This window comes from Mycobacterium shunyiense (assembly GCF_058270075.1).
The window spans coordinates 1-21,890 of sequence record NZ_JBZDPU010000010.1; the positions used below are offsets into that span (position 1 = coordinate 1).

General features: G+C 67.3%; 20 protein-coding genes. 9 read left to right on the forward strand and 11 right to left on the reverse strand.

The window, feature by feature from the left end; all coding sequences use genetic code 11:
• Both AC4ELH_RS08885 and uvrB read right to left on the reverse strand, forming a co-directional pair.
• On the reverse strand, nucleotides 1-1,441 hold a 1,441-nt coding region (locus AC4ELH_RS08885), incomplete at its 3' end, for an MFS transporter (RefSeq protein WP_498884129.1).
• 44 nt (nucleotides 1,442-1,485) lie between these two features.
• On the reverse strand, nucleotides 1,486-3,657 hold the full coding sequence (uvrB, locus tag AC4ELH_RS08890) for an excinuclease ABC subunit UvrB (RefSeq protein ID WP_498884131.1): 2,172 nt from the start codon (nucleotides 3,655-3,657) through the stop codon (nucleotides 1,486-1,488).
• Between the two features lie 67 nt (nucleotides 3,658-3,724).
• Here uvrB and AC4ELH_RS08895 point away from each other — a divergent pair, with 67 nt between their 5' ends.
• On the forward strand, nucleotides 3,725-4,231 hold the full coding sequence (locus AC4ELH_RS08895; RefSeq protein WP_498884147.1) for a ribonuclease FAU-1 family protein: 507 nt from the start codon (nucleotides 3,725-3,727) through the stop codon (nucleotides 4,229-4,231).
• A gap of 11 nt (nucleotides 4,232-4,242) precedes the next feature.
• Nucleotides 4,243-4,815: a hypothetical protein gene (locus tag AC4ELH_RS08900; protein WP_463791185.1), complete on the forward strand. Its 573-nt coding sequence runs from the start codon at nucleotides 4,243-4,245 to the stop codon at nucleotides 4,813-4,815.
• 3 nt (nucleotides 4,816-4,818) lie between these two features.
• On the opposite strand, the gene AC4ELH_RS08905 is transcribed toward AC4ELH_RS08900, so the two are convergent.
• The 3 genes from AC4ELH_RS08905 to rpsA all read right to left on the reverse strand — a co-directional run bounded on the left by AC4ELH_RS08905 (nucleotide 4,819) and on the right by rpsA (nucleotide 8,344).
• Nucleotides 4,819-5,553, reverse strand: coding sequence for a FadR/GntR family transcriptional regulator (locus AC4ELH_RS08905; RefSeq protein ID WP_498884132.1), 735 nt, complete (start codon nucleotides 5,551-5,553; stop codon nucleotides 4,819-4,821).
• A gap of 106 nt (nucleotides 5,554-5,659) precedes the next feature.
• Complete coding sequence (coaE, locus tag AC4ELH_RS08910; RefSeq protein ID WP_498884134.1) at nucleotides 5,660-6,823, reverse strand: dephospho-CoA kinase; 1,164 nt, start codon at nucleotides 6,821-6,823, stop codon at nucleotides 5,660-5,662.
• A gap of 75 nt (nucleotides 6,824-6,898) precedes the next feature.
• On the reverse strand, nucleotides 6,899-8,344 hold the full coding sequence (gene rpsA / locus AC4ELH_RS08915) for a 30S ribosomal protein S1 (protein WP_055114791.1): 1,446 nt from the start codon (nucleotides 8,342-8,344) through the stop codon (nucleotides 6,899-6,901).
• Nucleotides 8,345-8,608: 264 nt separating this feature from the next.
• Between rpsA and AC4ELH_RS08920 the strand changes: the two genes are divergently transcribed.
• Nucleotides 8,609-9,793, forward strand: a complete 1,185-nt coding sequence (locus AC4ELH_RS08920; protein WP_236734704.1) for a PrsW family intramembrane metalloprotease — start codon at nucleotides 8,609-8,611, stop codon at nucleotides 9,791-9,793.
• Here the strand turns inward: AC4ELH_RS08920 and AC4ELH_RS08925 are convergent.
• Complete coding sequence (locus AC4ELH_RS08925; RefSeq protein ID WP_236734703.1) at nucleotides 9,772-10,179, reverse strand: helix-turn-helix domain-containing protein; 408 nt, start codon at nucleotides 10,177-10,179, stop codon at nucleotides 9,772-9,774. The genes AC4ELH_RS08920 and AC4ELH_RS08925 overlap by 22 nt on opposite strands.
• Before the next feature lie 49 nt (nucleotides 10,180-10,228).
• Here AC4ELH_RS08925 and AC4ELH_RS08930 point away from each other — a divergent pair, with 49 nt between their 5' ends.
• The gene (locus AC4ELH_RS08930; protein WP_498884137.1) at nucleotides 10,229-11,173 is read left to right on the forward strand and encodes an MBL fold metallo-hydrolase; all 945 of its coding nucleotides are present in this window, start codon (nucleotides 10,229-10,231) and stop codon (nucleotides 11,171-11,173) included.
• Between the two features lie 54 nt (nucleotides 11,174-11,227).
• Here the strand turns inward: AC4ELH_RS08930 and polA are convergent, their stop codons facing one another.
• Entirely contained in the window at nucleotides 11,228-13,888 is a 2,661-nt protein-coding gene (polA, locus tag AC4ELH_RS08935) for a DNA polymerase I (protein ID WP_448443504.1), read from the reverse strand.
• A gap of 34 nt (nucleotides 13,889-13,922) precedes the next feature.
• Complete coding sequence (locus AC4ELH_RS08940) at nucleotides 13,923-14,807, reverse strand: LysR family transcriptional regulator (RefSeq protein ID WP_448443020.1); 885 nt, start codon at nucleotides 14,805-14,807, stop codon at nucleotides 13,923-13,925.
• Between the two features lie 71 nt (nucleotides 14,808-14,878).
• Here AC4ELH_RS08940 and AC4ELH_RS08945 point away from each other — a divergent pair, with 71 nt between their 5' ends.
• Genes AC4ELH_RS08945 through AC4ELH_RS08955 form a run of 3 tightly spaced genes read left to right on the forward strand, consistent with a single transcriptional unit; the run spans nucleotide 14,879 to nucleotide 17,823 of the window.
• Entirely contained in the window at nucleotides 14,879-16,000 is a 1,122-nt protein-coding gene (locus AC4ELH_RS08945) for an FAD-dependent monooxygenase (RefSeq protein WP_498884139.1), read from the forward strand.
• Nucleotides 15,997-16,680: an alpha/beta fold hydrolase gene (locus AC4ELH_RS08950; RefSeq protein ID WP_448443024.1), complete on the forward strand. Its 684-nt coding sequence runs from the start codon at nucleotides 15,997-15,999 to the stop codon at nucleotides 16,678-16,680. The genes AC4ELH_RS08945 and AC4ELH_RS08950 overlap by 4 nt, the downstream gene beginning before the upstream one ends.
• A gap of 36 nt (nucleotides 16,681-16,716) precedes the next feature.
• Nucleotides 16,717-17,823 carry an ABC transporter substrate-binding protein gene (locus AC4ELH_RS08955; protein WP_448443026.1) on the forward strand — a complete coding sequence of 369 codons (1,107 nt, stop codon included), beginning with the start codon at nucleotides 16,717-16,719 and terminating at the stop codon, nucleotides 17,821-17,823.
• Here the strand turns inward: AC4ELH_RS08955 and AC4ELH_RS08960 are convergent.
• The gene (locus AC4ELH_RS08960; protein ID WP_498884142.1) at nucleotides 17,756-19,249 is read right to left on the reverse strand and encodes an FAD-dependent monooxygenase; all 1,494 of its coding nucleotides are present in this window, start codon (nucleotides 19,247-19,249) and stop codon (nucleotides 17,756-17,758) included. The two genes, AC4ELH_RS08955 and AC4ELH_RS08960, sit on opposite strands and share 68 nt — an antisense overlap.
• Entirely contained in the window at nucleotides 19,246-19,815 is a 570-nt protein-coding gene (locus AC4ELH_RS08965) for a TetR/AcrR family transcriptional regulator (protein WP_498884143.1), read from the reverse strand. Before AC4ELH_RS08965 ends, AC4ELH_RS08960 begins: the two co-directional genes overlap by 4 nt.
• Before the next feature lie 109 nt (nucleotides 19,816-19,924).
• On the opposite strand from AC4ELH_RS08965, the gene AC4ELH_RS08970 reads away from it, so the two are divergent.
• Nucleotides 19,925-20,362 carry a Zn-ribbon domain-containing OB-fold protein gene (locus tag AC4ELH_RS08970; protein WP_055114812.1) on the forward strand — a complete coding sequence of 146 codons (438 nt, stop codon included), beginning with the start codon at nucleotides 19,925-19,927 and terminating at the stop codon, nucleotides 20,360-20,362.
• Nucleotides 20,362-21,564 carry a lipid-transfer protein gene (locus AC4ELH_RS08975; protein WP_064880966.1) on the forward strand — a complete coding sequence of 401 codons (1,203 nt, stop codon included), beginning with the start codon at nucleotides 20,362-20,364 and terminating at the stop codon, nucleotides 21,562-21,564. The genes AC4ELH_RS08970 and AC4ELH_RS08975 overlap by 1 nt, the downstream gene beginning before the upstream one ends.
• A 30-nt stretch (nucleotides 21,565-21,594) precedes the next feature.
• Here AC4ELH_RS08975 and AC4ELH_RS08980 read toward each other — a convergent pair.
• A partial coding sequence (locus AC4ELH_RS08980; protein WP_498884145.1) for a transposase occupies nucleotides 21,595-21,890 on the reverse strand: 296 nt, incomplete at its 5' end.

Consider the following 21,890-nt stretch of genomic DNA (forward strand, 5'->3'; position numbering starts at 1 on the left):
ACGAACAAGCACGCCTCAACGACCCCCAACCCGCCGCCGCTTGACATAGGAGCAATGCTCGCGGTGCAGACCGGAACGACGCGAGGGCACCGACGGCGGCGAGCACCGCGAATGCGGCGAAAAGCCAGCGCGCTGCGGCCGCGTCGGCGGTAGCGCTGAGGTTGACGACGACACCGGCCAGACCCGCGCCGAACGCCCCGCAGATCAGTTGCACGGTGTTGATGGCCGCCGCCGCGGCCGGCCCCTCGGCGGGATCGTCCACGCTGCCCATGGCCCACGCGGACAGGTGAGGCCAGGCAATACCGATCCCGGCGCCGGTGACCACGAGCGCCGCCGCCCAGGCCCACACCAACCACGGCGTCATGCCGTCCCGGATCAACACCGCACCCAAGGCCAGACCGGCCGCCATCACCAGAGGCGCGACCGCCACCGTCCGCCCGATCGCGCGCCGATTCTGCAGCGACGCACTGACGATCTCGCCCGTGGTCCAGCCGACCGACAACACCGCGCCGAAGAAGCCCGCCATCACCGGCGTCAGGTGCCCCAGACGTTGACCGAACAGCGGCACATACATATCCACCATGGTGGCGGCCATCAGCACCCCGAGGCTCAGGTAGATCCACTTGAGCGGACCGGGCCGGAATGTGCTGGGCGGCAACACCGATGCCCGGGCGCGGCGGTCGACGAACAGGAACCCGGCCACCAGTGCCAGCCCGACACCGAGCAGTGCTGCGGTCCCCCGCCAGTCGTGCGGGATACCCGCTACGCTGACCGACATGGCCGCAGCACCCAACAGGGCCAGCGACCACACCGGAATGCCGGGCGCCGAAACCCCGGCCGTCCCTCTGGCGGGCAGGGCGACCGGCACCAGGACGGCCATCGCGAGCGTCAGGATCACCAGCACACCGAACGCCCACCGCCAGTGCCCGAACTGCGCGAACAGCCCGCCCGCCGCCGGACCGATCAGTGTGCCGACACCCCACATCGCCGACACCAATGCAGATGCCTTGGTCCACAACGTATTCGGCAGCGCCGTGTTGATCACCGCGTAACCCAGGCCGGCCAGCAGTCCACCCGCGAAGCCCTGCACGGTGCGCCCGAGAAGCAGGACCTCCATGCTGGGGGCCAGGGCACAGCCGAGGCTTCCGGCACCGAACACCGTGAGCCCCAACAGGTATGCGTGTCGCGGACCCAACCGCATCAGCAGCGAGTGGACCGTGGTGGCCGCGACCACCGACGCAACGAGGTACACCGTCGTCACCCAGGCGTAGAACCGCTGCCCGCCGATGTCGCCCACCGCACTGGGCAGCAGGCTGATCGTCAGGAACTCGTTGGTCGCGTACAGCAGCACGCCGCCGGCCAACACAGTGGATGCGCCCAGGTAGCGGGCACCCAGCAACTGCCGCCAGGTCCCGGTATCGGGCGTCACGGTATCGGTCACACCGATGACGCTAGAAGCTGAACCGCCGTTGAGGTCAACTCTGATTACTTCAGGCCGGCCGCGTCCATCCCTCGCAGCTCCTTCTTCAGGTCCTGGATCTCGTCGCGGATGCGCGCCGCCAGTTCAAACTGGAGATCACGGGCGGCAGTCATCATCTGTTCGGTCAGGTCGTTGATCAGATCGGCCAATTCGGCCCGCGGCATGTTGGTGGTGTCGCGCCCCTCGACGATGCCGGCACTGACCGCCCGCCCGGGTTCACCCTGAGCGCGCCGGCCACGCGAGGCGTTGCGCCCCGAACCGCCCACCTCGACGGACTCGGTGTCGTCAGCCTCGCGGTACACCTGGTCGAGAATGTCGGCGATCTTCTTGCGCAGCGGCTGCGGGTCGATCCCGTTGGCCTCGTTGTAGGCGACCTGCTTGGCGCGGCGGCGTTCGGTCTCGTCGATCGCCTCACGCATAGAGTCGGTGATCTTGTCGGCGTACATGTGCACCTCACCCGACACGTTGCGCGCCGCGCGGCCGATGGTCTGGATCAGGCTGCGCGTGGAACGCAGGAAACCCTCTTTGTCGGCGTCGAGAATCGCCACCAGCGACACCTCGGGAAGGTCCAGGCCCTCACGCAGCAGGTTGATACCGACCAGCACGTCGTACTCACCGAGGCGCAGCTGCCGCAGCAACTCGACCCGTCGCAGGGTGTCGACCTCCGAGTGCAGATAGCGGACCTTGATGCCGAGCTCCAGCAGGTAGTCGGTGAGATCCTCGGCCATCTTCTTGGTCAGCGTGGTGACCAGCACGCGCTCGTCGCGCTCGGTGCGGGCACGGATCTCGCCGATCAAGTCGTCGATCTGGCCCTTCGTCGGCTTCACCACCACCTTCGGGTCGACCAGACCCGTCGGGCGGATCACCTGTTCGACGAACTCGCCGCCGGCCTGGCTGATCTCGTAGGCGCCCGGCGTGGCCGACAGGTATACCGTCTGCCCGATCCGGTCGGCGAATTCCTCCCAGGTCAGCGGCCTGTTGTCGACGGCCGAGGGCAGTCGGAAGCCGAAATCGACCAGGTTGCGCTTGCGCGACATGTCCCCCTCGTACATGCCACCGATCTGGGGCACGGTGACGTGGGACTCGTCGATGACCAGCAGGAAGTCCTCGGGGAAATAGTCCAGTAGTGTCGCGGGCGCCGAGCCGGCCGGCCGGCCGTCGATGTGCCGCGAGTAGTTCTCGATGCCCGAGCAGAACCCGACCTGCTTCATCATCTCGACGTCGTAATTGGTGCGCATCCGCAGCCGCTGGGCCTCCAGCAGCTTGCCCTGCCCTTCCAGCTCGGCCAGCCGCGCCTCGAGCTCGGCCTCGATGGTGGAGATTGCATGCTCCATCCGTTCCGGACCGGCCACATAGTGGGTGGCCGGGAAGATCCGCAACGAGTCGACCTGCCGGACGATGTCCCCGGTCAGCGGGTGCAGGTAGTACAGGGCCTCGATCTCGTCGCCGAAGAACTCGATCCGCACGGCGAGCTCCTCGTAGGACGGGATGATCTCCACCGTGTCACCGCGCACCCGGAACGTGCCTCGGGTGAACGCCATGTCGTTGCGGTTGTACTGGACGTCGACCAGCAGCCGCAGCAGCCCGTCGCGCGGCACCTCCTGACCGACCTCCAGCTCGACCGAACGGTCGAGATAGGACTGCGGCGTGCCCAGGCCGTAGATGCACGACACCGAGGCCACCACGACCACATCGCGCCGGGACAACAGGCTCGACGTCGCCGAGTGGCGCAACCGCTCGACATCGTCGTTGATCGAGCTGTCCTTCTCGATGTACGTATCGGTCTGGGCGATGTACGCCTCGGGCTGGTAATAATCGTAGTACGAGACGAAGTACTCAACAGCGTTGTGCGGCAACATCTCCCGCAATTCATTGGCGAGCTGGGCGGCCAGGGTCTTGTTGGGCGCCATCACCAGGGTGGGCCGCTGCAACCGCTCGATCAGCCAGGCCGTGGTGGCCGACTTTCCGGTACCGGTGGCGCCGAGCAGCACGACATCACGTTCGCCGGCCTTGATCCGGCGCTCGAGTTCGTCGATCGCCGCCGGCTGGTCACCGGCCGGGTCGTACTCACTGACCACCTCGAATCGGGCACCGGTACGGACCAGACCAGTTACGGCATCGGCAGCCGGTCGGTACTCCGAATGCGCGAGCACAGGATGTTCGGTCGCGAAGGCCATGCTCACCAGCGTAGAACTGTGCACCGACAACTTCCGCCCGCGTTCGCTCCCCGCGTAGGCTTGGCCCATCCACCCGCCCAAGCACGAGACATTCGACCTGGTGGCCCGCACGAACACCGACCCCAAGGGCATCGTGCGGGCTGTCGACGTCTACACGGTGGAGCCCTGGGGCCTTTACATGGCCCGACCGACGCCCGGCCGGGCCCAGTTCCACTACCTGGAATCCTGGTTGCTGCCCTCGCTCGGGCTGCGGGCCAGCGTGTTTCATTTCAGCCCCGGCCACGAGCGTGATCAGGACTTCTACCTCGACATCGGTAGCTACACCGCGGGGCGGGCGGCCTGGTACTCCGAGGACCACTATCTGGACCTGGTGATCCGCACCGGGCGCGGCGTCGAGCTGTGCGACGTCGACGAACTGCTCACCGCCGTCCGCCATGGATTGTTGAGTCCGGAGGTCGGAGAACAGGCGGTGCAAACCGCGGCCACCGCGATCGAGGGCTTGGCGAGCTGCGGCTATGACCTGGCTCAGTGGCTGTCCGGCAACGGAATGGCCCTGACGTGGCGGGGAGCGTAAGGTCAGGATTCATGAGCTCAGCTAAGTACGTCTGGGGAGCCCTCCCCGCGCTGGCAGGACTGCTCACCGGCGCACTGTTGATCCCCGCCGCGGCACAGGCCGACCCGGAGGCCCCGCCGCAGGTGGAACCGCTGCCCGACCAGCAGCTACACAACGTCACCTACCGCGCCAGGATCGACGGCGTCTCGCGCAACGCGACCATTGCCTACAAGATCGACGACGACAACATCAACACCGCCGACCCCTCCATGCTGCCGGGCCGGATCTTCGAAGCCACCGGTGTGGTGTCCGATCCGGAGACTGCCGGAATGGCGGTCCGCATCGACTGGCCGTACTCGGCGAACCTGCACTGCGAGATCCTGGTGGACGACCAGCTCATCGCACAGGCCGATACCTTCGTCGGCCCGCGACTGACCCGGCCCAAGGACGATCCGAGCTACGGCAGCCTGCCCTGCGGCGCCCCGTTGAACGCGCCGATACCAGGCACCGTCGCCGACACCGCGCCGCCGGCCACCGATGCCGCGCTCCCGCCGACCGACCCCGCAGCCCTGCCGCCGGCAGAAGCTGAGCCGCCGACAACGTAGCCGTCAGCGCTTCAGCCAGGACTCGACCGTGTGCCGGGTGTCGTTGATATGGGCTTCCATCTGCGTGGCGGCCAGGTCCGGATCACGGTTCGCGATCGCTTCGAGGATCGACTCGTGGTAGTCGTTCGCGTTGGGTTCCAGACGTCCGAAGATCGCACCGACCGGTAGCCACATCCTCCGGCGGGCGTCCGCGACCGCCTCGGCCAGCCGATCATTCTGCGAAGCCTGGGCTATACCGAGATGAAACGCCGAATCCAGAGTCTGAAAATCCGCGGTGTGCTGCGCCGACTGGTCGTTCATCCCCGTCTGGAGCGCGGAATCCATGTCTTTGAGCAGCCTGCGCAGCTCGGTGACATCCGTGGCGCGACGCCGCTCGGCGGCCATCCGGGTGGCCCCGGTCTCGACGATCACGCGGTAGTCGAAGGCATCGCGGATCGCACGCTTGTTGCGGCGCATCTCCCGACGCATCACGGCCGCGTCGTAGTGCGGCGCCTGGACGGTGAACCCGCCGCCTCGACCGCGCCGCACGGTGATCAGGCCCTCCTTCTCGAGCACAGCCACGGCGGCGCGCACGGTGGTGCGAGAGACGTCGAGCACGTCCGAGAGTTCGCGTTCGGTGGGCAGCCGATCGCCGGGACGGAACTGACCGCGTTCCAGCGCCCGCCGCATCTGGTCGACGACCAACTCATGTGCGGCAATTTGACGGACCGGAACCAAGGCCGGTTTCGATGTTGGCACGTTCGTCCCCCCTTTGGACGCTTCGAACGCTACCGCACAGCAGCAGGGCGGCCCACACAGCCGGCCACTGGATGGCCACGTGCGAAACCTGGTGCCGCCCAGTGACCTAGGGCTGCCAGCCCGTTGTGTCCGCCCACTTCCACGCGCGTCGGTAGGCGTCCAGGAACCACGGCTCTTTGGCCACGGCGTAGTCAGCCGTCGCGAGCGCGGCACGCTTGGCCGCCAGATAGTCGGCCTGCACGCCGGGGTTGGCCCGCAGCCAGTCGACGAACATCAGTGCGAAGCGCTGGTTGGGCCGGCCATCCACCCGGATGTGCACATTGGTGGGCCGGCCCGGATCCGCCGAGGCATGGAAACGCTTCTGCCACAACGCCGGATCGTCATCATGCGGTGTGTCGGTGGTGATGTCCGGCACCACGGGATAGCCGGCGGTCAACAGCGCCTCGGCGAGTTCGTCGGCGATATCGAGCGACCCGACCGTCACCTGCACATCGATGACATCCTTGGCGTCCATTCCCGGCACAGCGGTCGAACCGATGTGGTCGATGCGCACCGCGCGGTGCCCGCATGCCGTGTTGAGCCGGGCCAGGATCCGACGGGCCTGATCGGGCCAGGTCGGGTCATACGGCACCACAACCGGGTCCCGACGGGCCGGCCGGCGGATCTGCACGTTGTGCGCGAAAGGCAGGATCCGCTCGTGCCAGAGGGCGCGAGCCTGCTCGACGACGGCGCCCGGGCTGCCCGAGTTGTCCAGCCACACGTCGGCGACCGCACGGCGCTGCTCCTCGGTGGCCTGCGCGGCGATGCGGGCGCGAGCGTCCTCCTCGGTGAATCCGCGGTATTCGATGAGCCGCTTGACGCGTATTTCCGGGTCGGCGTTGACGATGATCACCAACGGGAACATCGGCGCCATCTGGGATTCCACCAACAGCGGGATGTCCTCGATGATCACCGCGTCTTCGTGAGCCGCGGCGATGAGTTCGGATCGGCGGTGCGCCACCAGCGGATGCACGATGCCGTTGAGGGTGGCGCGCTTCTCGTCGTCGCTGAAGGCGACCGCCGCCAGCGCAGGACGGTTCAACGCCCCCTCGGGCAGCAGGATTCCGTCGCCGAACGCCTCGACCAGCTTGGCCAGCCCCTCGGTTCCGGGCTCGACCACCTCACGCGCGATGACGTCACCGTCGACGATGATGCCGCCGAGATCGCTGAATGTGGCCGACACTGTTGACTTCCCGGCGCCGATACCGCCGGTTAACCCGATGCGAAGCACGCCCAACAGTGTGTCAGGCCCCCGATACGACGAACGCCCCGACCCAATGGGCCGGGGCGTTCGTTGTCGTACTTGTTAGGCGTTGCCTGCGAGCTTCTCGCGCAGAGCGGCCAGCTGCGCATCGCTGGCCAGCGTGCCACCAGTGGACTCTTCGCGACCAGCGCCGTTGGACGACGACGAGGTCGGACGGGCAGCTTCCTCGGCCTCGGCCGCGGCGAACTTCTCCATCTGCGTGGTGTGCATCTTGTGGCGACGCTCGGCCTCGGCGTAGCGGGCCTCCCACTCCTCACGCTGCTTGTCGAAGCCTTCGAGCCATTCGTTGGTCTCGGCGTCGAAGCCCTCGGGGAAGATGTAGTTGCCCTGCTCGTCGTAGCTGTCGGCCATGCCGTACTTCGACGGGTCGAACTCCTCGGTGTAGTCCTCGTTGGCCTGCTTGAGGCTCAGCGAGATCCGGCGACGCTCCAGGTCGATGTCGATGACCTTGACCATCGCGTCGTCGCCGACCTGGACCACCTGGTCCGGGACCTCGACGTGGCGCTCGGACAGCTCCGAGATGTGCACCAGACCCTCGATGCCCTCCTCGACGCGGACGAACGCGCCGAACGGCACCAGCTTGGTGACCTTGCCCGGCACGATCTGACCGATCGCGTGGGTGCGGGCGAAGTGGCGCCACGGGTCTTCCTGAGTCGCCTTGAGCGACAGCGAAACCCGCTCGCGGTCCATGTCGACGTCGAGCACCTCGACGGTGACCTCGTCGCCCACCTGAACCACCTCGGACGGGTGATCGATGTGCTTCCAGGACAGCTCGGAGACGTGCACCAGGCCGTCGACGCCGCCGAGATCGACGAAGGCGCCGAAGTTGACGATCGAGGAGACGACACCCTTGCGGATGGCGCCCTTCTGCAGCTGGTTGAGGAACTCGCTACGCACCTCGGACTGGGTCTGCTCCAGCCAGGCGCGGCGGCTCAGCACCACGTTGTTGCGGTTCTTGTCCAGCTCGATGATCTTGGCCTCGATCTCCTTGCCGATGTACGGCTGTAGATCGCGGACACGACGCATCTCGACCAGCGATGCGGGCAGGAAGCCACGCAGACCGATGTCGAGGATCAGGCCGCCCTTGACGACCTCGATGACGGTGCCCTTGACGGCCTCGTCCTTTTCCTTGAGCTCCTCGATGGTGCCCCAGGCACGCTCGTACTGAGCGCGCTTCTTGGACAGGATCAGGCGGCCTTCCTTGTCCTCCTTGGTGAGAACGAGGGCCTCGACCTCATCGCCCACGGAAACGACCTCGTTGGGGTCGACATCGTGCTTGATGGAGAGTTCGCGGGAAGGAATGACACCTTCGGTCTTGTAACCGATGTCGAGCAGGACCTCGTCACGGTCAACCTTGACGATGGTTCCCTCGACGATGTCGCCATCGTTGAAGTATTTGATGGTTTTGTCGATGGCGGCGAGAAAGTCCTCAGCCGAGCCGATGTCGTTGACGGCTACTTGCGGCGAGGTGACGGAGGGAGAGGGCATGTGGTGGGTTGCTCCGGACAGGTTTACTAGTAGGGACAATTGTGTTGCGTGTATTGCGTTCGTGCGGATCCGTGACGGCGACCAGAAGATGTCCAGCTGTACGCACAGATACGTAACGAGGGTACTCGACCAGGCACACGCAGGACAAACCGGCTCCCCCCGAGGGTCGTTCCGACGGCCCGCCGGAGCGTCCGCCGAATTTGTGCGAGATGGCAGACCAAACTTCTGCCAGGGACGGCAGCGGCCCACCGTTACGCTTCGCACGTGGCGTACTCCCCGACCCCCGGCCCCCATCATCGGCCGTGGTTTCCGATCACGGCACCAATGCCCAGGCCAGTACGCAAGGTCGGGGCTCCGCTGGCCGCGATCATCGCCTGCGGTGTCGTCATCGGCGCGCTGGTGCTGTTGTTCACCGCGCTCAACCCGGCCGGTGCGATCATCGGGTTCACGCTGTCCAGCATCGTGATGACCGGCGCGGTGTTCGCCTACCTGTGGCTGGACCGGTGGGAGCCGGAGCCGCCGCGATTGTTGCTGTTGGCGTTCGGCTGGGGTGCCGCGGTCGCCGTCGTGCTCTCGCTGATACTGGGCCTGTTCGCCGATGCGCTACTGGCGACTCCCGGGGTCGACTCGTCCCACAGTTTCGCCTCCGTGGCGATCCGGGCGCCGCTCATCGAAGAGGCCGCCAAGGGCTTGTTCCTGCTGGTCATGATGACCGGCAAGCGCCGCAATGAGCTCAACTCCCTGACCGACTGCCTGGTCTACGCCGGCCTGGTCGGTCTCGGCTTCGCCTGGCTGGAAGACATCATGTACATCTCCAGCGCGGATTCGTTGGGGGGATCCCTGCTCACCGCGGCGCTGCGACTGATCATGGCGCCGTTCGCCCACTCGCTGTTCACCACGATGACCGCGATCGGCGTGTACTTCGCACTGCAGCGGCGCAGCGGCCTCGCGAAAGCGCTGTGCATCCTGACCGGCTACCTCGGCGCGGTGCTCATGCACGGGCTGTGGAACGGCTCGTCACTGCTCGGTGCCGGAACCTACTTCATCGTCTACATCGTGTGGATGGTGCCGATCTTCATCATCATGATCGTCGTCGCCGTCACCAGCCGTCGCCGCGAACAGCGCGTGGTGGCCGCCAAGCTGCCCGGCATGGTCGCCGCCGGGCTCATCACCCCCAACGAGGCCACCTGGCTCGGATCGTTGAAGACCCGCCACGGCGCCGTCCAGCAGGCGACGCTGGCCGCCGGGCGCCCCGCCGGCAAGGCCGTCGCGGCGTTCGCGGCCGCCGTCGTCGAACTCGCCTTCGTCCGCGACCGCATCGACCGCGGTTTCGGCGATGCCCAGGTGTACGCGCTGCAGCAGGAAGAGGTGTATTCGGTGACGGCCGCCCGCTCGGCCGCACCGATTCTGCAGTGGCTCGCCAACTATCAGGCGCCCGTCCGGTACTGAGCGGTCCCTCCCGATTGCGCGATGACGGCACAATCTGGGCATTCCGAGACCAACGGGTGCACGCAGGTGACGACGTGCGAAAGGAACTGCTCGGCGCGCTGCAGCCGGGAGATATCCGTCCTGATCCGCTCCAGCGTGGTCGTGATCAAGCCGATTCGCCCGTCACGGTCGGCGGCGCGCAATGCACGAATCTCCGCCAGCGCGAGGCCTGCCTGCTGAAGGAGCCGCACCAACCGGGCCCTGGCGAGCAACTCGTCGTCGTAGCGCCGGTGCCCTGACGCGCTCCGCAGCGGGACCAGGACCCCGACGTCTTCCCAGTGCCGCAGGACGTGCGACTCGACGCCGACCGCCGCGGCGGCAGCCCCGACCGCGTACATATCGCCCATGTCAGTTCTCCTTGACTTCAGGTCGACCTGAAGTTCTAGCTTCGCACACATGACTACCACTGCCGCCCAAAGTCCGGTTCGACAACCGAGCCTGTGGGCCTGCTGCTCGGCGTTCGCCCAGGCACCGGTCGGACTCCTCCGGCCGCGACGCGCCGACCGGAACTTCCTGCAGCAGCTGTCCGACGTCGGCCTGCCGCCCGCCACACAGAACGTCAGAGTCCGCGCACTGCGCCAGATGCCCAAATGGGTCCCCACCGCAGGCACCGTCGAGGGAACCCGCTCTCCGCGCCGTATTCCCATCGCCCTGACAGCGTTCGTCATCGAGCATCCGCGGGCCCGCTTCGTGGTGGATCCGGGCATGTGCGCCGATATTGGCACCCGGGTGCTCAGCCAGCTGCCTGCCGTACTGCGTCCGGCTGTCGGGCCGCCGGCCGAGGCGATCACCACCGCGGCGGCACTGGCCGAAGAGCTCGACGAGAATCACGTCGACTTCGCGCTGCCGACCCATCTGCATTGGGACCACATCTGCGGGCTTCTCGATCTGCCCGCCATGCCCGTGCACATCCACCAGCCAGAACTTGACTGGGCCACCAGCGGTCCGGTCGCACCGGCCGGCGGCGTGCGGGATTCCCTGCAGCACAGGACGATCACGACATTCGCACTCGACGGCCCGCCGATCCTGACGTTCGAGCGAAGCCACGACCTATTCGGCGACGGCGCGGTGCAACTCGTCGACCTCCCCGGCCACACTCCCGGCAGCATCGGCCTCCTGATCAACACGGCCGGCGGATGGGTACTGCTGGCCGGCGACGCCGCATGGCACAGTCTCGGGGTGGAACACATCCGGCAAAAGCCCAGTTACCCAGGCGTATTCGCCGATGAGGATCGTGACGCGAGCTTCCGCACTCTGCACCGGCTGCACGCGGTCAGAGACCAGGTCCGGATCGTCCCGACACACGACCACACCGCCTCGACATCGCTGCCGCAGAGCTAGTCGAACGCACCCCAGCCCATGCGCCGCTAGTGCGCGGCTCCGGCCCATGCGCCGCTAATGCGCGGCGGCGTCCCAGCTGCGGCCGTAGCCCACCGACACCTCTAGCGGCACATCCAACGGATACGCGTTGCCCATGTGCTCGCGTACCAACGCCTCCAGCGCGTCCCGCTCCCCGTCGACCACCTCGAAGAGCAGTTCGTCGTGCACCTGCAGCAGCATGCGTGACTTGAGCCCGGCCTCCTTGATGGCCTCGTCGACGTTGATCATCGCCACCTTGATGATGTCGGCGGCGCTGCCCTGGATGGGCGCGTTGAGCGCGGCCCGTTCGGCGGCCTCGCGCACATTGCGGTTGCTGCTGTCGAGCTCGGGCAAGTAGCGCCTGCGCCCGAACACCGTCGAGGTGTAGCCGTCCTTGCGGGCCTGATCGACGACGTCGCGCAGGTAGTCGCGGATACCACCGAAGCGCGCGAAGTACTGCTCCATCTGGATCTTGGCTTCTTCGGTGGAGATCTTGAGCTGGCTGGCCAACCCATAAGCGCTCAAGCCGTAGGCCAGGCCGTAGGACATCGCCTTGACCCGCCGACGCAGTTCCGGGGTGACCTCGTCGATCGGCACGTCGAAGGCCCGCGACGCAACGAACGAGTGCAGGTCCTCGCCGGTGTTGAAGGCTTCGATGAGACCTTCGTCGCGGGACAGGTGCGCCATGATCCGCATTTCGATCTGGCTGTAGTCCGCCGTCATCAGCTCCGAATAGCCGTCGCCGACCACGAAGGCGTCCCGGATCCGCCGACCCGCCTCGGTCCGGATCGGGATGTTCTGCAGGTTGGGCTCGGTGGACGAGAGCCGACCGGTGGCGGCGATCGTCTGGTTGAACGTCGTGTGAATCCGGCCGTCGGTGGCGACGGCGGCCAACAACCCGTCGACGGTCACCTTCAGCCGGGTGGCGTCCCGGTGGGCCAGCAGATGCTGCAGGAAAGGATGCCCGGTCTTGTCGAACAGCGATTGCAGCGCATCCGCATCGGTGGTGTAACCGGTCTTGGTGCGCTTGGTCTTGGGCATCTCCAGCTCGTCGAACAACACGACCTGCAGCTGCTTGGGTGAGCCGAGATTGATCTGCTTGCCAATGACCGCGTACGCGGCCTCTGCGGCGTCGCGGATCTGATCGGCGAACTCGCTCTGCAACTCCGTGAGGTAGTCGCTGTCCACGGCGATGCCGGTGTGCTCCACCTGGGCGAGCACCCGCTGCACCGGCAGCTCCATGCGGCCCAAAAGAGACGACGAGTCGATCTTGGCCAGCTCCTCGTCGAGCGCATCGGCGAGGTCCAGCACCGCGCAGGCCCGCAGGATCACGGTCTGCACCGCCTGCTCGTCAACGCCGTCCGAATCATCGAGCAGTGAAAGCTGTTGTTGCTCCGGGCTTTCGGCGCGAAGCTCCCGCTTCAGGTACCGCACCGACAAATCGTCGAGGGCGAAGCTGCGCTGCCCGGGCCGAACCAGGTATGCCGCCAGCGCAGTGTCGGAGGTGACCCCGCGCAACGTCCAGCCCCGGCCGGCCAGGTCATGCATGGCCAACTTGGCCTCGTGCAGGGCCTTGGGTGGGCCGGGGTCGGCCAGCCAGGACGACAACGCGTGCTCGTCCTCAGCCGTCAGCCTGGCGGTGTCGATGTAGCGGCCGTCGCCGTCCGCGGAGACGATGGCCAGGGCCGTGGCGTCGGCGTCATACGCCAGGTGCGTGCCGACCACCGCCATCCCGAACCGGTTGCCCAGGCTGTGTTCGGACAGCCACGCGGCCAGCTCTCCCGGTTCCAGTGCCCGCCCACGCACGTCGAACCCGTGCTCAACCTCCGGTTCGGCGGCCACCAGCGTGTCGAACAGCCGGTCCCGCAGCACCCGGAACTCAAGATCGTCGAAGAGCCGGTGGATCTGGTCGCGGTCCCACGGCAGTAGGCGCAACGTATCCGGGGTCTGGGCCAGCGGCACATCCTTGACCAGTTCGGTCAGCTCGCGGTTGAGCACCACACTGGACAGATTGGACCGCAGCGACTCACCGACCTTGCCTTTCACCTTGTCGACGTTGTCGACCAGGGATTGCAGCGAACCGTATTCGACGATCCACTTGGTGGCGGTCTTCTCCCCCACACCCGGGATGCCGGGCAGGTTGTCGCTCGGGTCGCCGCGCAGCGCGGCGAAGTCCGGGTACTGCGTCGGCGTCAGTCCGTACTTCTCCACCACCGCATCCGGCGTGAACCGGGTGAGCTCGCTGACCCCCTTGCGCGGGTAGAGCACGGTCACGTCGTTGCTGACCAGCTGCAACGAGTCACGGTCACCGGTGACCACCAGCACGCGGTAGCCGGCGTCCTCGGCCTGGGTGGCGAGGGTGGCGATGATGTCGTCGGCTTCGAAGCCGGGTTCGGCCAACACCGTGATGCCCAGCGCGCCGAGCACCTCCTTGGTGATGTCGATCTGGCCGCGGAACTCGTCGGGCGTCGCCGACCGGCCTTCCTTGTACTCGGGGTACTTCTCCTTGCGGAACGTCTGCCGCGACACATCGAAGGCTGCGGCGACGTGACTGGGCTGCTCATCACGCAGCAGATTGATGAGCATCGCGGTGAAGCCGTACACGGCGTTGGTTGTCAGCCCACCCTGCGTCTTGAAGTTCTCCGCAGGCAGCGCGTAAAACGCGCGGAAAGCCAGGGAATTACCGTCGAGCAGCATCAGTGTGGGCTTCGCGTCCGTCACGGCCCTAACTCTATGCACCGCCGCCGACGAGTTCGGCGGCCATCTCGATCAGCGCCCGCGCGGCCGGGCTGATCGGCCCGCTCGCGCGCCAGGCCAGCACGAGCCGACCACGCAGTTCAGGCCGGATCGAAATGGCGTGGACATCGGTGCGTTGACGTGCCACCGAACCCGGGACGATCGCAACGCCCAGCCCCCGCCCGGCGAGATCGGCGAGCGCGTCGGGCGTGGCGGCCTCGAACACCACGTGCGGCGCGACGCCGGCCGCGGCGCAGGCCCTGTCGAACTGCCGACGGATGCCGCCACCGGCAGGCAGCGAGATGAGCGGGCGCTGCGCGAGCGCGGCCAGTGTCACAGTCCGGCGCTTCACCCAAGGGTCGGAACGGCTCACCACAGCCTCGATCGGTTCGTCGGTCGTGGTGGCGACCACCAGGCCGTCGGGCACCTCGGAAGAACCGACCGACGTGATCGCGACATCGAACCTGCCGCTGCGGACACCGTCGATCAGCGCGTCAGAGGTATCGGTGGACAAGGTGATCTCCACCGCCGGGTGAGCCCGGTGGTAATCGGCCAGCAGTTGCGGCAGGTCGACGTTGTGGGCCGTCACGGTGCCCACCGTCACCGAGCCGCGGACCAGCTGGGTCAGCTCGTCGACCGCGGTCCTGGCGTGCCGCACCGCGTCGAGGGCGGCACGCGCATAGGGCAACACCGCCGCCCCGGCCGCGGTCAGCCGGACCTCGCGCCGCGACCGGTCCAGCAGCGGCTGACCCAATTCCCGCTCAAGCCGGGCGATCTGGGCACTGACTGCGGGTTGCGCGACATGCACACGCTGCGCGGCGCGGGTGAAGTTGGCCTCCTCGGTGACGGCGACGAAGTACTCAAGCTGCCGCAATTCCATAACACTTGATTATAGTTTGTGTACTGAGATGCTATTGGACTTATAAATACTGCTCCGCGCAGGCTTGAGTCATGGACATCGTCATCGCAGGGGCCGGTATCGGCGGCCTCACCACCGCACTCACACTGCATGCCCGGGGCATGAGCGTCACCGTTGCGGAATCGGCGCGCGAACTCGCCGCGCTCGGTGTCGGTATCAACCTGCTTCCACACGCCGTACGTGAGCTGACCGAGCTGGGGCTGGGCGACAAGGTCCGCGCCATCGCGGCCACCCCGGCAGTCATCGATTTCTACTCCTCGGACGGGACACTGTTGTTCCGCGAGCCGCGCGGAATCGAAGGTGGCTACGGCTACCCGCAGTGCTCGGTGCACCGCGGCAAGTTGCAGATGGTGCTGCTCGACGCGGTTCGGGCCCGGCTGGGCGCCAAGGCGGTCCGGACCGGTGCCGGCGTCGTGGATTTCGCCGAAACGGCTGACGCGGTGCGCGTGCAGACCCGTGCCGGCGATTTCACCGCCGACGTGTTCGTCGGCGCCGACGGGGTGCACTCGATGGTGCGGCGTAGGCTGCACCCGGGCCCCGATCCACTCGCCTGGTCGGGAGTACGGATGTTTCGCGGCGCCAGCCGGATTCGGCCGTTCCTCGACGGCCGCACGATGGCCATCGTCAAGGGTCCGCACGGCGTCGAGCTGGTCACCTATCCGATCGGCGGTGATCTGGTGAACTGGGTGCTGCAGGTCCCCGAGGCCGGGGCCGGCCCCCTTCCCGGCGACGCGAACTGGAACACCCCGACCGATCCCGCGGCCGTGACCGCCCACATGTCCGGCTGGAGCCTGGACTGGCTGGACACCGCCGAGCTGGTGGCCCGATCCGACACGGTGTTCGAGTATCCGATGGTCGATCGGGAGCCACTGCCGCACTGGGGAACTCAACGCGTCACACTGGTCGGCGACGCTGCGCATCCGATGTACCCGGTCGGAGCCAACGGCGGGTCCCAGGCCATCCTCGATGCCGCCGCACTGGCCGACGAACTGGCCGTCGGCCGCGGTGTCACGGGTTACGAAGCCCGCCGCGTCCCGGAGACGACGGCCGTGGTGTACGCCAACCGTGAGATGCATGCCGGTGACCCGCGCGACCTGGACCGCGTCACCGCCACCTACCGACGAAACACTCTGGCGGACCGGAGTTCCCGATGAACGGACGATCGAACGCGAACATTGTTCTCGTACCCGGCGCGTGCCACGGCGGCTGGTGCTTCGATGACCTGGCCGCTGCGCTGCGGGCCGACGGCCACCGGGTGCTGACGCCAACCCTGACCGGGGTCGCCGAACGCGCGCACCTGGCTCACGCCGGGGTCAACCTCGACACCCACATCGCCGATGTGATCTCCGATTTCCACGCTCACCGCGTCACCGACGCGGTACTGGTCGGCCACAGCTACGGCGGCATGGTGATCACCGCGGTTGCTGACCGCATCCCAGACCGTGTGCGCACGCTGGTCTATCTGGATGCGTTCGTCCCGCGCGACGGCGAGTCCTGCTGGTCGCTGACCAACGACGAGCAGCGCCAGTGGTACATCGGGGTCGACGCGACCGGCTACGGCGTGCCCCCGCTGCCGTTCTTCGACGAACGCGCGACGGCCCACCCTCTGGCGTCACTGCTGCAGCCGGTCCGCCTCGGCGACGAGCCGCCGGGGATTCGCCGGATCTACGTCTGTGCCCGGCGGTGGCCGACGGAGTCGCCGTTCGCGCCGACCTACGAGCGGCTCCGCAGCGACCCCGGATGGACGACGTATGCCCTCGATGGGGCGCACAACCTCATGCGGGACAACCACACTGATCTGGTGCGCATCCTGCGGGACGCCGCCGGCGCGTAGTCCGCCGACGACACGTCGGTCGCGTAACCTTCCCTCGTGCCGTCGCCCCGCTCGATTCTGATCGGACAGGTGACGTCGCTGACCGGTCCGAATTACATGGGTCTGGAGAATCGGGACGGCGCACAACTCGCGGTACGGCAGTTGAACAACGCCGGCGGTGTCCTCGGCCGCCGCTTAGAGCTGACCGTCGAGGACGACGCGAGTCTCCCTGCAGGCGCAGTGGCCGGCTACCACCGGCTGGCCGATCGGGGCGTCAGTGCCGTCGTCGGCACTTCGTTCTCCAACGCGAGCCTGGCGGTCCTGCCGCACACCGACGATCGCAAAGTCGTGTACATGTCGACGGGAGCGGCGCACACCCAGGTCGATCCGGTCCGTCCGTATGTGTTCATGACGCCGCCGACCGGGCGGCTGGTCGCCGCACAGCTGCTGAGATACCTCCGTGATCACGGTCTGACCCGAATCGCGGTGGTGTTCGATTCCGACAGTGTCTTCAACCGCGAGGCGTGGGTGGCACAGGAGACCATGTTGAGAGAGTTCGGAATCGAAGTTGTCGCAATCGAATCCGTCAAGGTCGACACCCGGGACTTCAGGCCCGTTATCGCGCCGATTGCTGCAGGTGGCGCACAGGCTCTGATGGCGTGGGTCACCGGTCCCCCGGCAACCGGATTGGCGCTGGCATTTCGCTCAGCGGGCCTGAGCATTCCGATGGTCGCCGGAATCGGTGCCGCCAGTCCGGCATTCGTGGACGAGGTCGGTCCGGGTGCTGACGGAATCGTCGTGGCGACATCCTTGATGGCCGTGGAGGCAGACCTGCCACCGTCAGCGACCCGCGCCGTCATCAGCGGCCTGACCGAACCGTTTCAGCGCCGACACGGTGCGCCACCGTCACAGTTCGCGGTCGATGGGTACACCGCCGTAAAGCTCATCGCCGGAGCCATCGAGGCGGCGGGCGAGGATATTCCGGAGGCGGTCCAGCAGTCCATGGAATCCCTGACATGCCTCACCCCTGAGGGCGAATACCACTTCACGCCCGCCGATCATTCGGGCCTCGACGTGGGGGACGTGGCCGTCGCAGTCATTCGAGACAGTCGGTTTCGGCTGACGCCGTGGTCCCGAGCGGAGTTGCTCCGACATCTGACATAGCGGTCGCTGGCTCGCCCGCGAGGCTGAGCCGCTCGCGGATGACGTTCGCCTGGGTGCTGATTGCGCCGATATAACCGTCGGGCCGCACCAACACGTAGGCGCCGACAGGTACGTCGTAGTCCAAACTTGGCCCGAGGCTCACCTGGGGAACACCGAAATCTACTGTTTTGCAGTCGAATTCCAGCACAGTCCAGTGCGGGCCGCGGAACACGTCGAACAATCGACGACCATCGGGCAACAGACCGTCGGGTGCCCGGTCGCCGGCTTGCAGTCCGTCCAGGCTCGCATCACCGGCCGCCAGTGGACCGCCCCGGTAGCCGATGTCCAACTGGTGGATCGCGGCCGGTGCCGGCTCAGTCCCGCCGAACCCCTGGCGGTGTAGCGCACCGCTGAGTTGCAGTACCTCGGCGGCAACGGGCAGGCGTTCGGCCTCATAGCTGTCCAGCAGGTCAGCGGGTGCGCCGGCGATCACCGCGGCCAGTTTCCAACCGAGGTTGTAGGCGTCCTGCACCCCGGTGTTCACGCCCTGCCCTCCGGCGGGTGAGTGCACGTGGGCGGCATCCCCGGCGAGGAAGACGCGGCCGATCCGGAATTGTTGCGCCATGAGCAGATTCACCCGGTACAGCGAGATCCATCGCAAGTCCGACAGTGTGACGTCGCGCCGGCCCGACCGTTGTTCCAGCACCGCCTGCATTCCCTCGAGGGTCAGCGGTGGCGGGTCCTCGCCCGGCTCCATGGTGACCACCAGTTGGTAATGCTCGCTGCCGGGGAGGTTCCACAGCGAGAACCGCCGAGATTGATCGCCGTCCCGGGTCAGCAGGTGACAGCACCGGCTATCGAGCCCGCTGACCCGCACGTCACCGACCACGATGCGTTCCTCGGTCAGCGCACCGCCGAGAAACTCGACCCCCGACACCTTGCGTACCGTGCTGCGGCCACCGTCGGCACCGACCAGGTAGCCGGCGCGGATTCGCCCGCGGTTGGTGTCCACCGTGACGCCGTCGTCGTCCTGCGTGAAACCCGTTACCTCGGTGTCGAATTCGATTGTGCCACCGAGTTCGGCGAACCGCGCCGCCAGGATCTGGTCGGTGCGCCACTGCGGGATCAGCCAGGTGTACGGATAAGGCACCGCCGGCGCAGGCTCCAGCTCGGGCAGCCCGAGGAGCTCGTAGATCGGCTTCTCCCAGACCACGTCGGCACCGCGGTACAGCCGCATGGGCGGAAACGACTCACCGGCGGCCAGCACCGCACCGATGACCCCGAGGTCGTCGAAGACCTCCAGCGTGCGCGGCTGCAGCCCCTTGCCGCGCGAACCGGGAAACAACGTCGCCGCCTTGTCCAGCACCCGCGTCGGCACGCCTCGACGAGCCAGCTCGATGGCCAGCGTGAGTCCGGTCGGCCCGGCACCCGCGATCACGACCGTCATCGACAGACACCTCCGAGCAGGACCAGCAGCACGTCATCGATCAGCCGTGCGCTGAATGCCGCGTCGATCGGCAGGTCCAGGTGGATCTGGCGCAGGATCATCGCCTCGGCCACGTCATGGACGAGCTCGACATCGACGCCGGCGGCGAGGTCACCCCGGGCGATGGCCCGTTGCAGCGCATCGTGGAACGGCGAGAGCTCCTCCTTGGCGAGGTGTTCGCGGAGGGCCTCGGCCAGTTGTGCGTCGTGCCGCATCAGCGTCGCGAGCTCCGCAGTCACCCGCGTCAGCGGGTCCGCCACCTCCGCGGCGACCGCATCCATGACGGCGAACAGGTCACTGCGCAGCTGCCCGGTATCCGGCATGGCGGCGTTGCGGGCGGCGTCCGCCGCGTCCAGCGTGGCGCGCACCAGCTGTGCCTTGTTCGGCCACCGGCGATAGATGGTGGCCTTGCTGGCACCCGCCCGCGCGGCGACGGCGTCCATGGTGAGCGCCTGATATCCCCGCTCCGCCAGCAGTTCCGCCGTCGCGGCCAACACTGCCTGTTCCCGCTCCATGCCTCGCACCATGCTCGAAGCGTACGAAACCGTTTCGTACTCTTCAAACCAATATCCTGGCCCACGGGACAAAACTGCAACACGTTTCAGTTTTGCGGTCTTGATCGTTTAGGCTGGCCTCGTGCCAGCAGCATCTTCGCAACCCGCGATCGACGGATGGTTCGCCACCGACGACGCCGGTGCCACCCACCTGATCGGCGGCAAGTGCACTCAGTGCGCCACTTTCGTGTTCCCGCCGCGCGAGAACAACTGCCCCAACCCGGCCTGCGCCAGCGACACCCTCGACCTGGTGCCACTGTCCCGCCGCGGAAAGGTGTGGAGCTACACCGAGAACCGGTACCTCCCGCCGTCGCCGTATCCGAAGACCGACCCGTTCGAGCCGTTCGCGATCGCCGCGGTGGAGCTGGCCGACGAGGGCCTGATCGTGCTCGGCAAGGTCGTCGAAGGCACCCTCGCCGCCGACCTCAAGGTCGGCATGGAGATGGAGCTGACCACCATGACGCTCTACACCGACGACGAGGGCGTCGAGCGCACCACCCACGCCTGGAGGATCGCCTGATGAGCGCACCCGAACCGCTGTACATCCTCGGCGCGGGAATGCACCCGTGGGGCAAGTGGGGACGCGACTTCACCGAGTACGGCGTCGTCGCCGCCCGCGCGGCCCTGGCCGAGGCCGGGCTGGACGCGCAGCAGATCCAGTTCATCGCCGGCGCGGACACCATCCGCAACGGCTACCCGGGCTTCATCGCCGGGTCGACGTTCGCCCAGAAGCTGGGCTGGAACGGCGTGCCGGTGTCGTCTTCGTACGCGGCGTGCGCGTCGGGCTCGCAGGCGCTGCAGAGTGCGCGCGCCCAGATCCTGGCCGGATTCTGCGATGTCGCACTGGTGATCGGTGCGGACACCACCCCCAAGGGCGCCTTCGCGCCCGTCGGCGGCGAGCGCAAGAACGATCCCGACTGGCAGCGCTTCCACCTGCTCGGCGCGATGAACCCGGTGTACTTCGCCTTGCTCGCGCGGCGCCGGATGGATCTCTACGGCGCCACCGCCGAGGACTTCGCCCAGGTGAAGGTGAAGAACTCCCGCCACGGCCTGCAGAACCCGAATGCGCGCTACCGCAAGGAATCCGCGATCGAGGACGTGCTGGCCAGCCCGGTGGTCTCCGACCCGCTGCGCCAACTCGACATCTGCGCCACCTCCGACGGCGCGGCCGCTCTGATCGTGGCTTCGAAGTCGTTCGCCGAGAAGCACCTCGGCTCGCTCGAGGGTGTGCCGTCGGTACGTGCAATCTCGACGGTGACCCCGCGCTACCCGCAGCACCTGCCCGAATTGCCGGACATCGCAACAGATTCCACCGCAGTCGTGGCGGCGCCGGAACGGGTGTTCAAGGACCAGATTCTCGACGCGGCCTACGCCGAGGCGGGCATCGGCCCCGAGGACGTCAGCTTGGCCGAGGTCTACGACCTGTCCACCGCACTCGAGCTGGACTGGTACGAGCACCTGGGCCTGTGCGCCAAGGGTGAAGGCGAGCAGCTGCTGCGTTCGGGCGCCACGACCATCGGCGGGCGCGTGCCGGTCAACCCGTCGGGCGGCCTGGCCTGCTTCGGCGAGGCCATCCCGGCCCAGGCCATCGCGCAGGTGTGCGAGTTGACCTGGCAGCTCAAGGGCCAGGCCACCGGCCGGCAGGTCGAGGGCGCGAAGGTCGGCGTGACCGCCAACCAGGGCCTGTTCGGCCACGGCTCCTCGGTGATCGTCGCCCGGTGATCCCGTTGCCGCGCGAGCATTGCTCCTATGTCAAGCGGCGGCGGGTTGGGGGTCGTTGAGGCGTGCTTGTTCGTCGGTATGGAGTCGGCGGTAGACGATGCGGGCGAGGCGGCGTTTGAGGCAGCGGAGGGCTTCGGTGGATGAGTCGCCGTGGGCGAGGCGTTTGCGGTAGTAGAGCTGTCCGGGGCTGTTGGCGATGCGGATCTGGGTGAGGGCGATGCGGTAGAGGGCGGCGTTGAGTTGGCGGTTGCCTGAGCGTGTGAGGCGGACGCGTCCGGCGGTGTTACCCGACCACACGGGGATGGGGGCGGTGCCGCTGTGGCGGG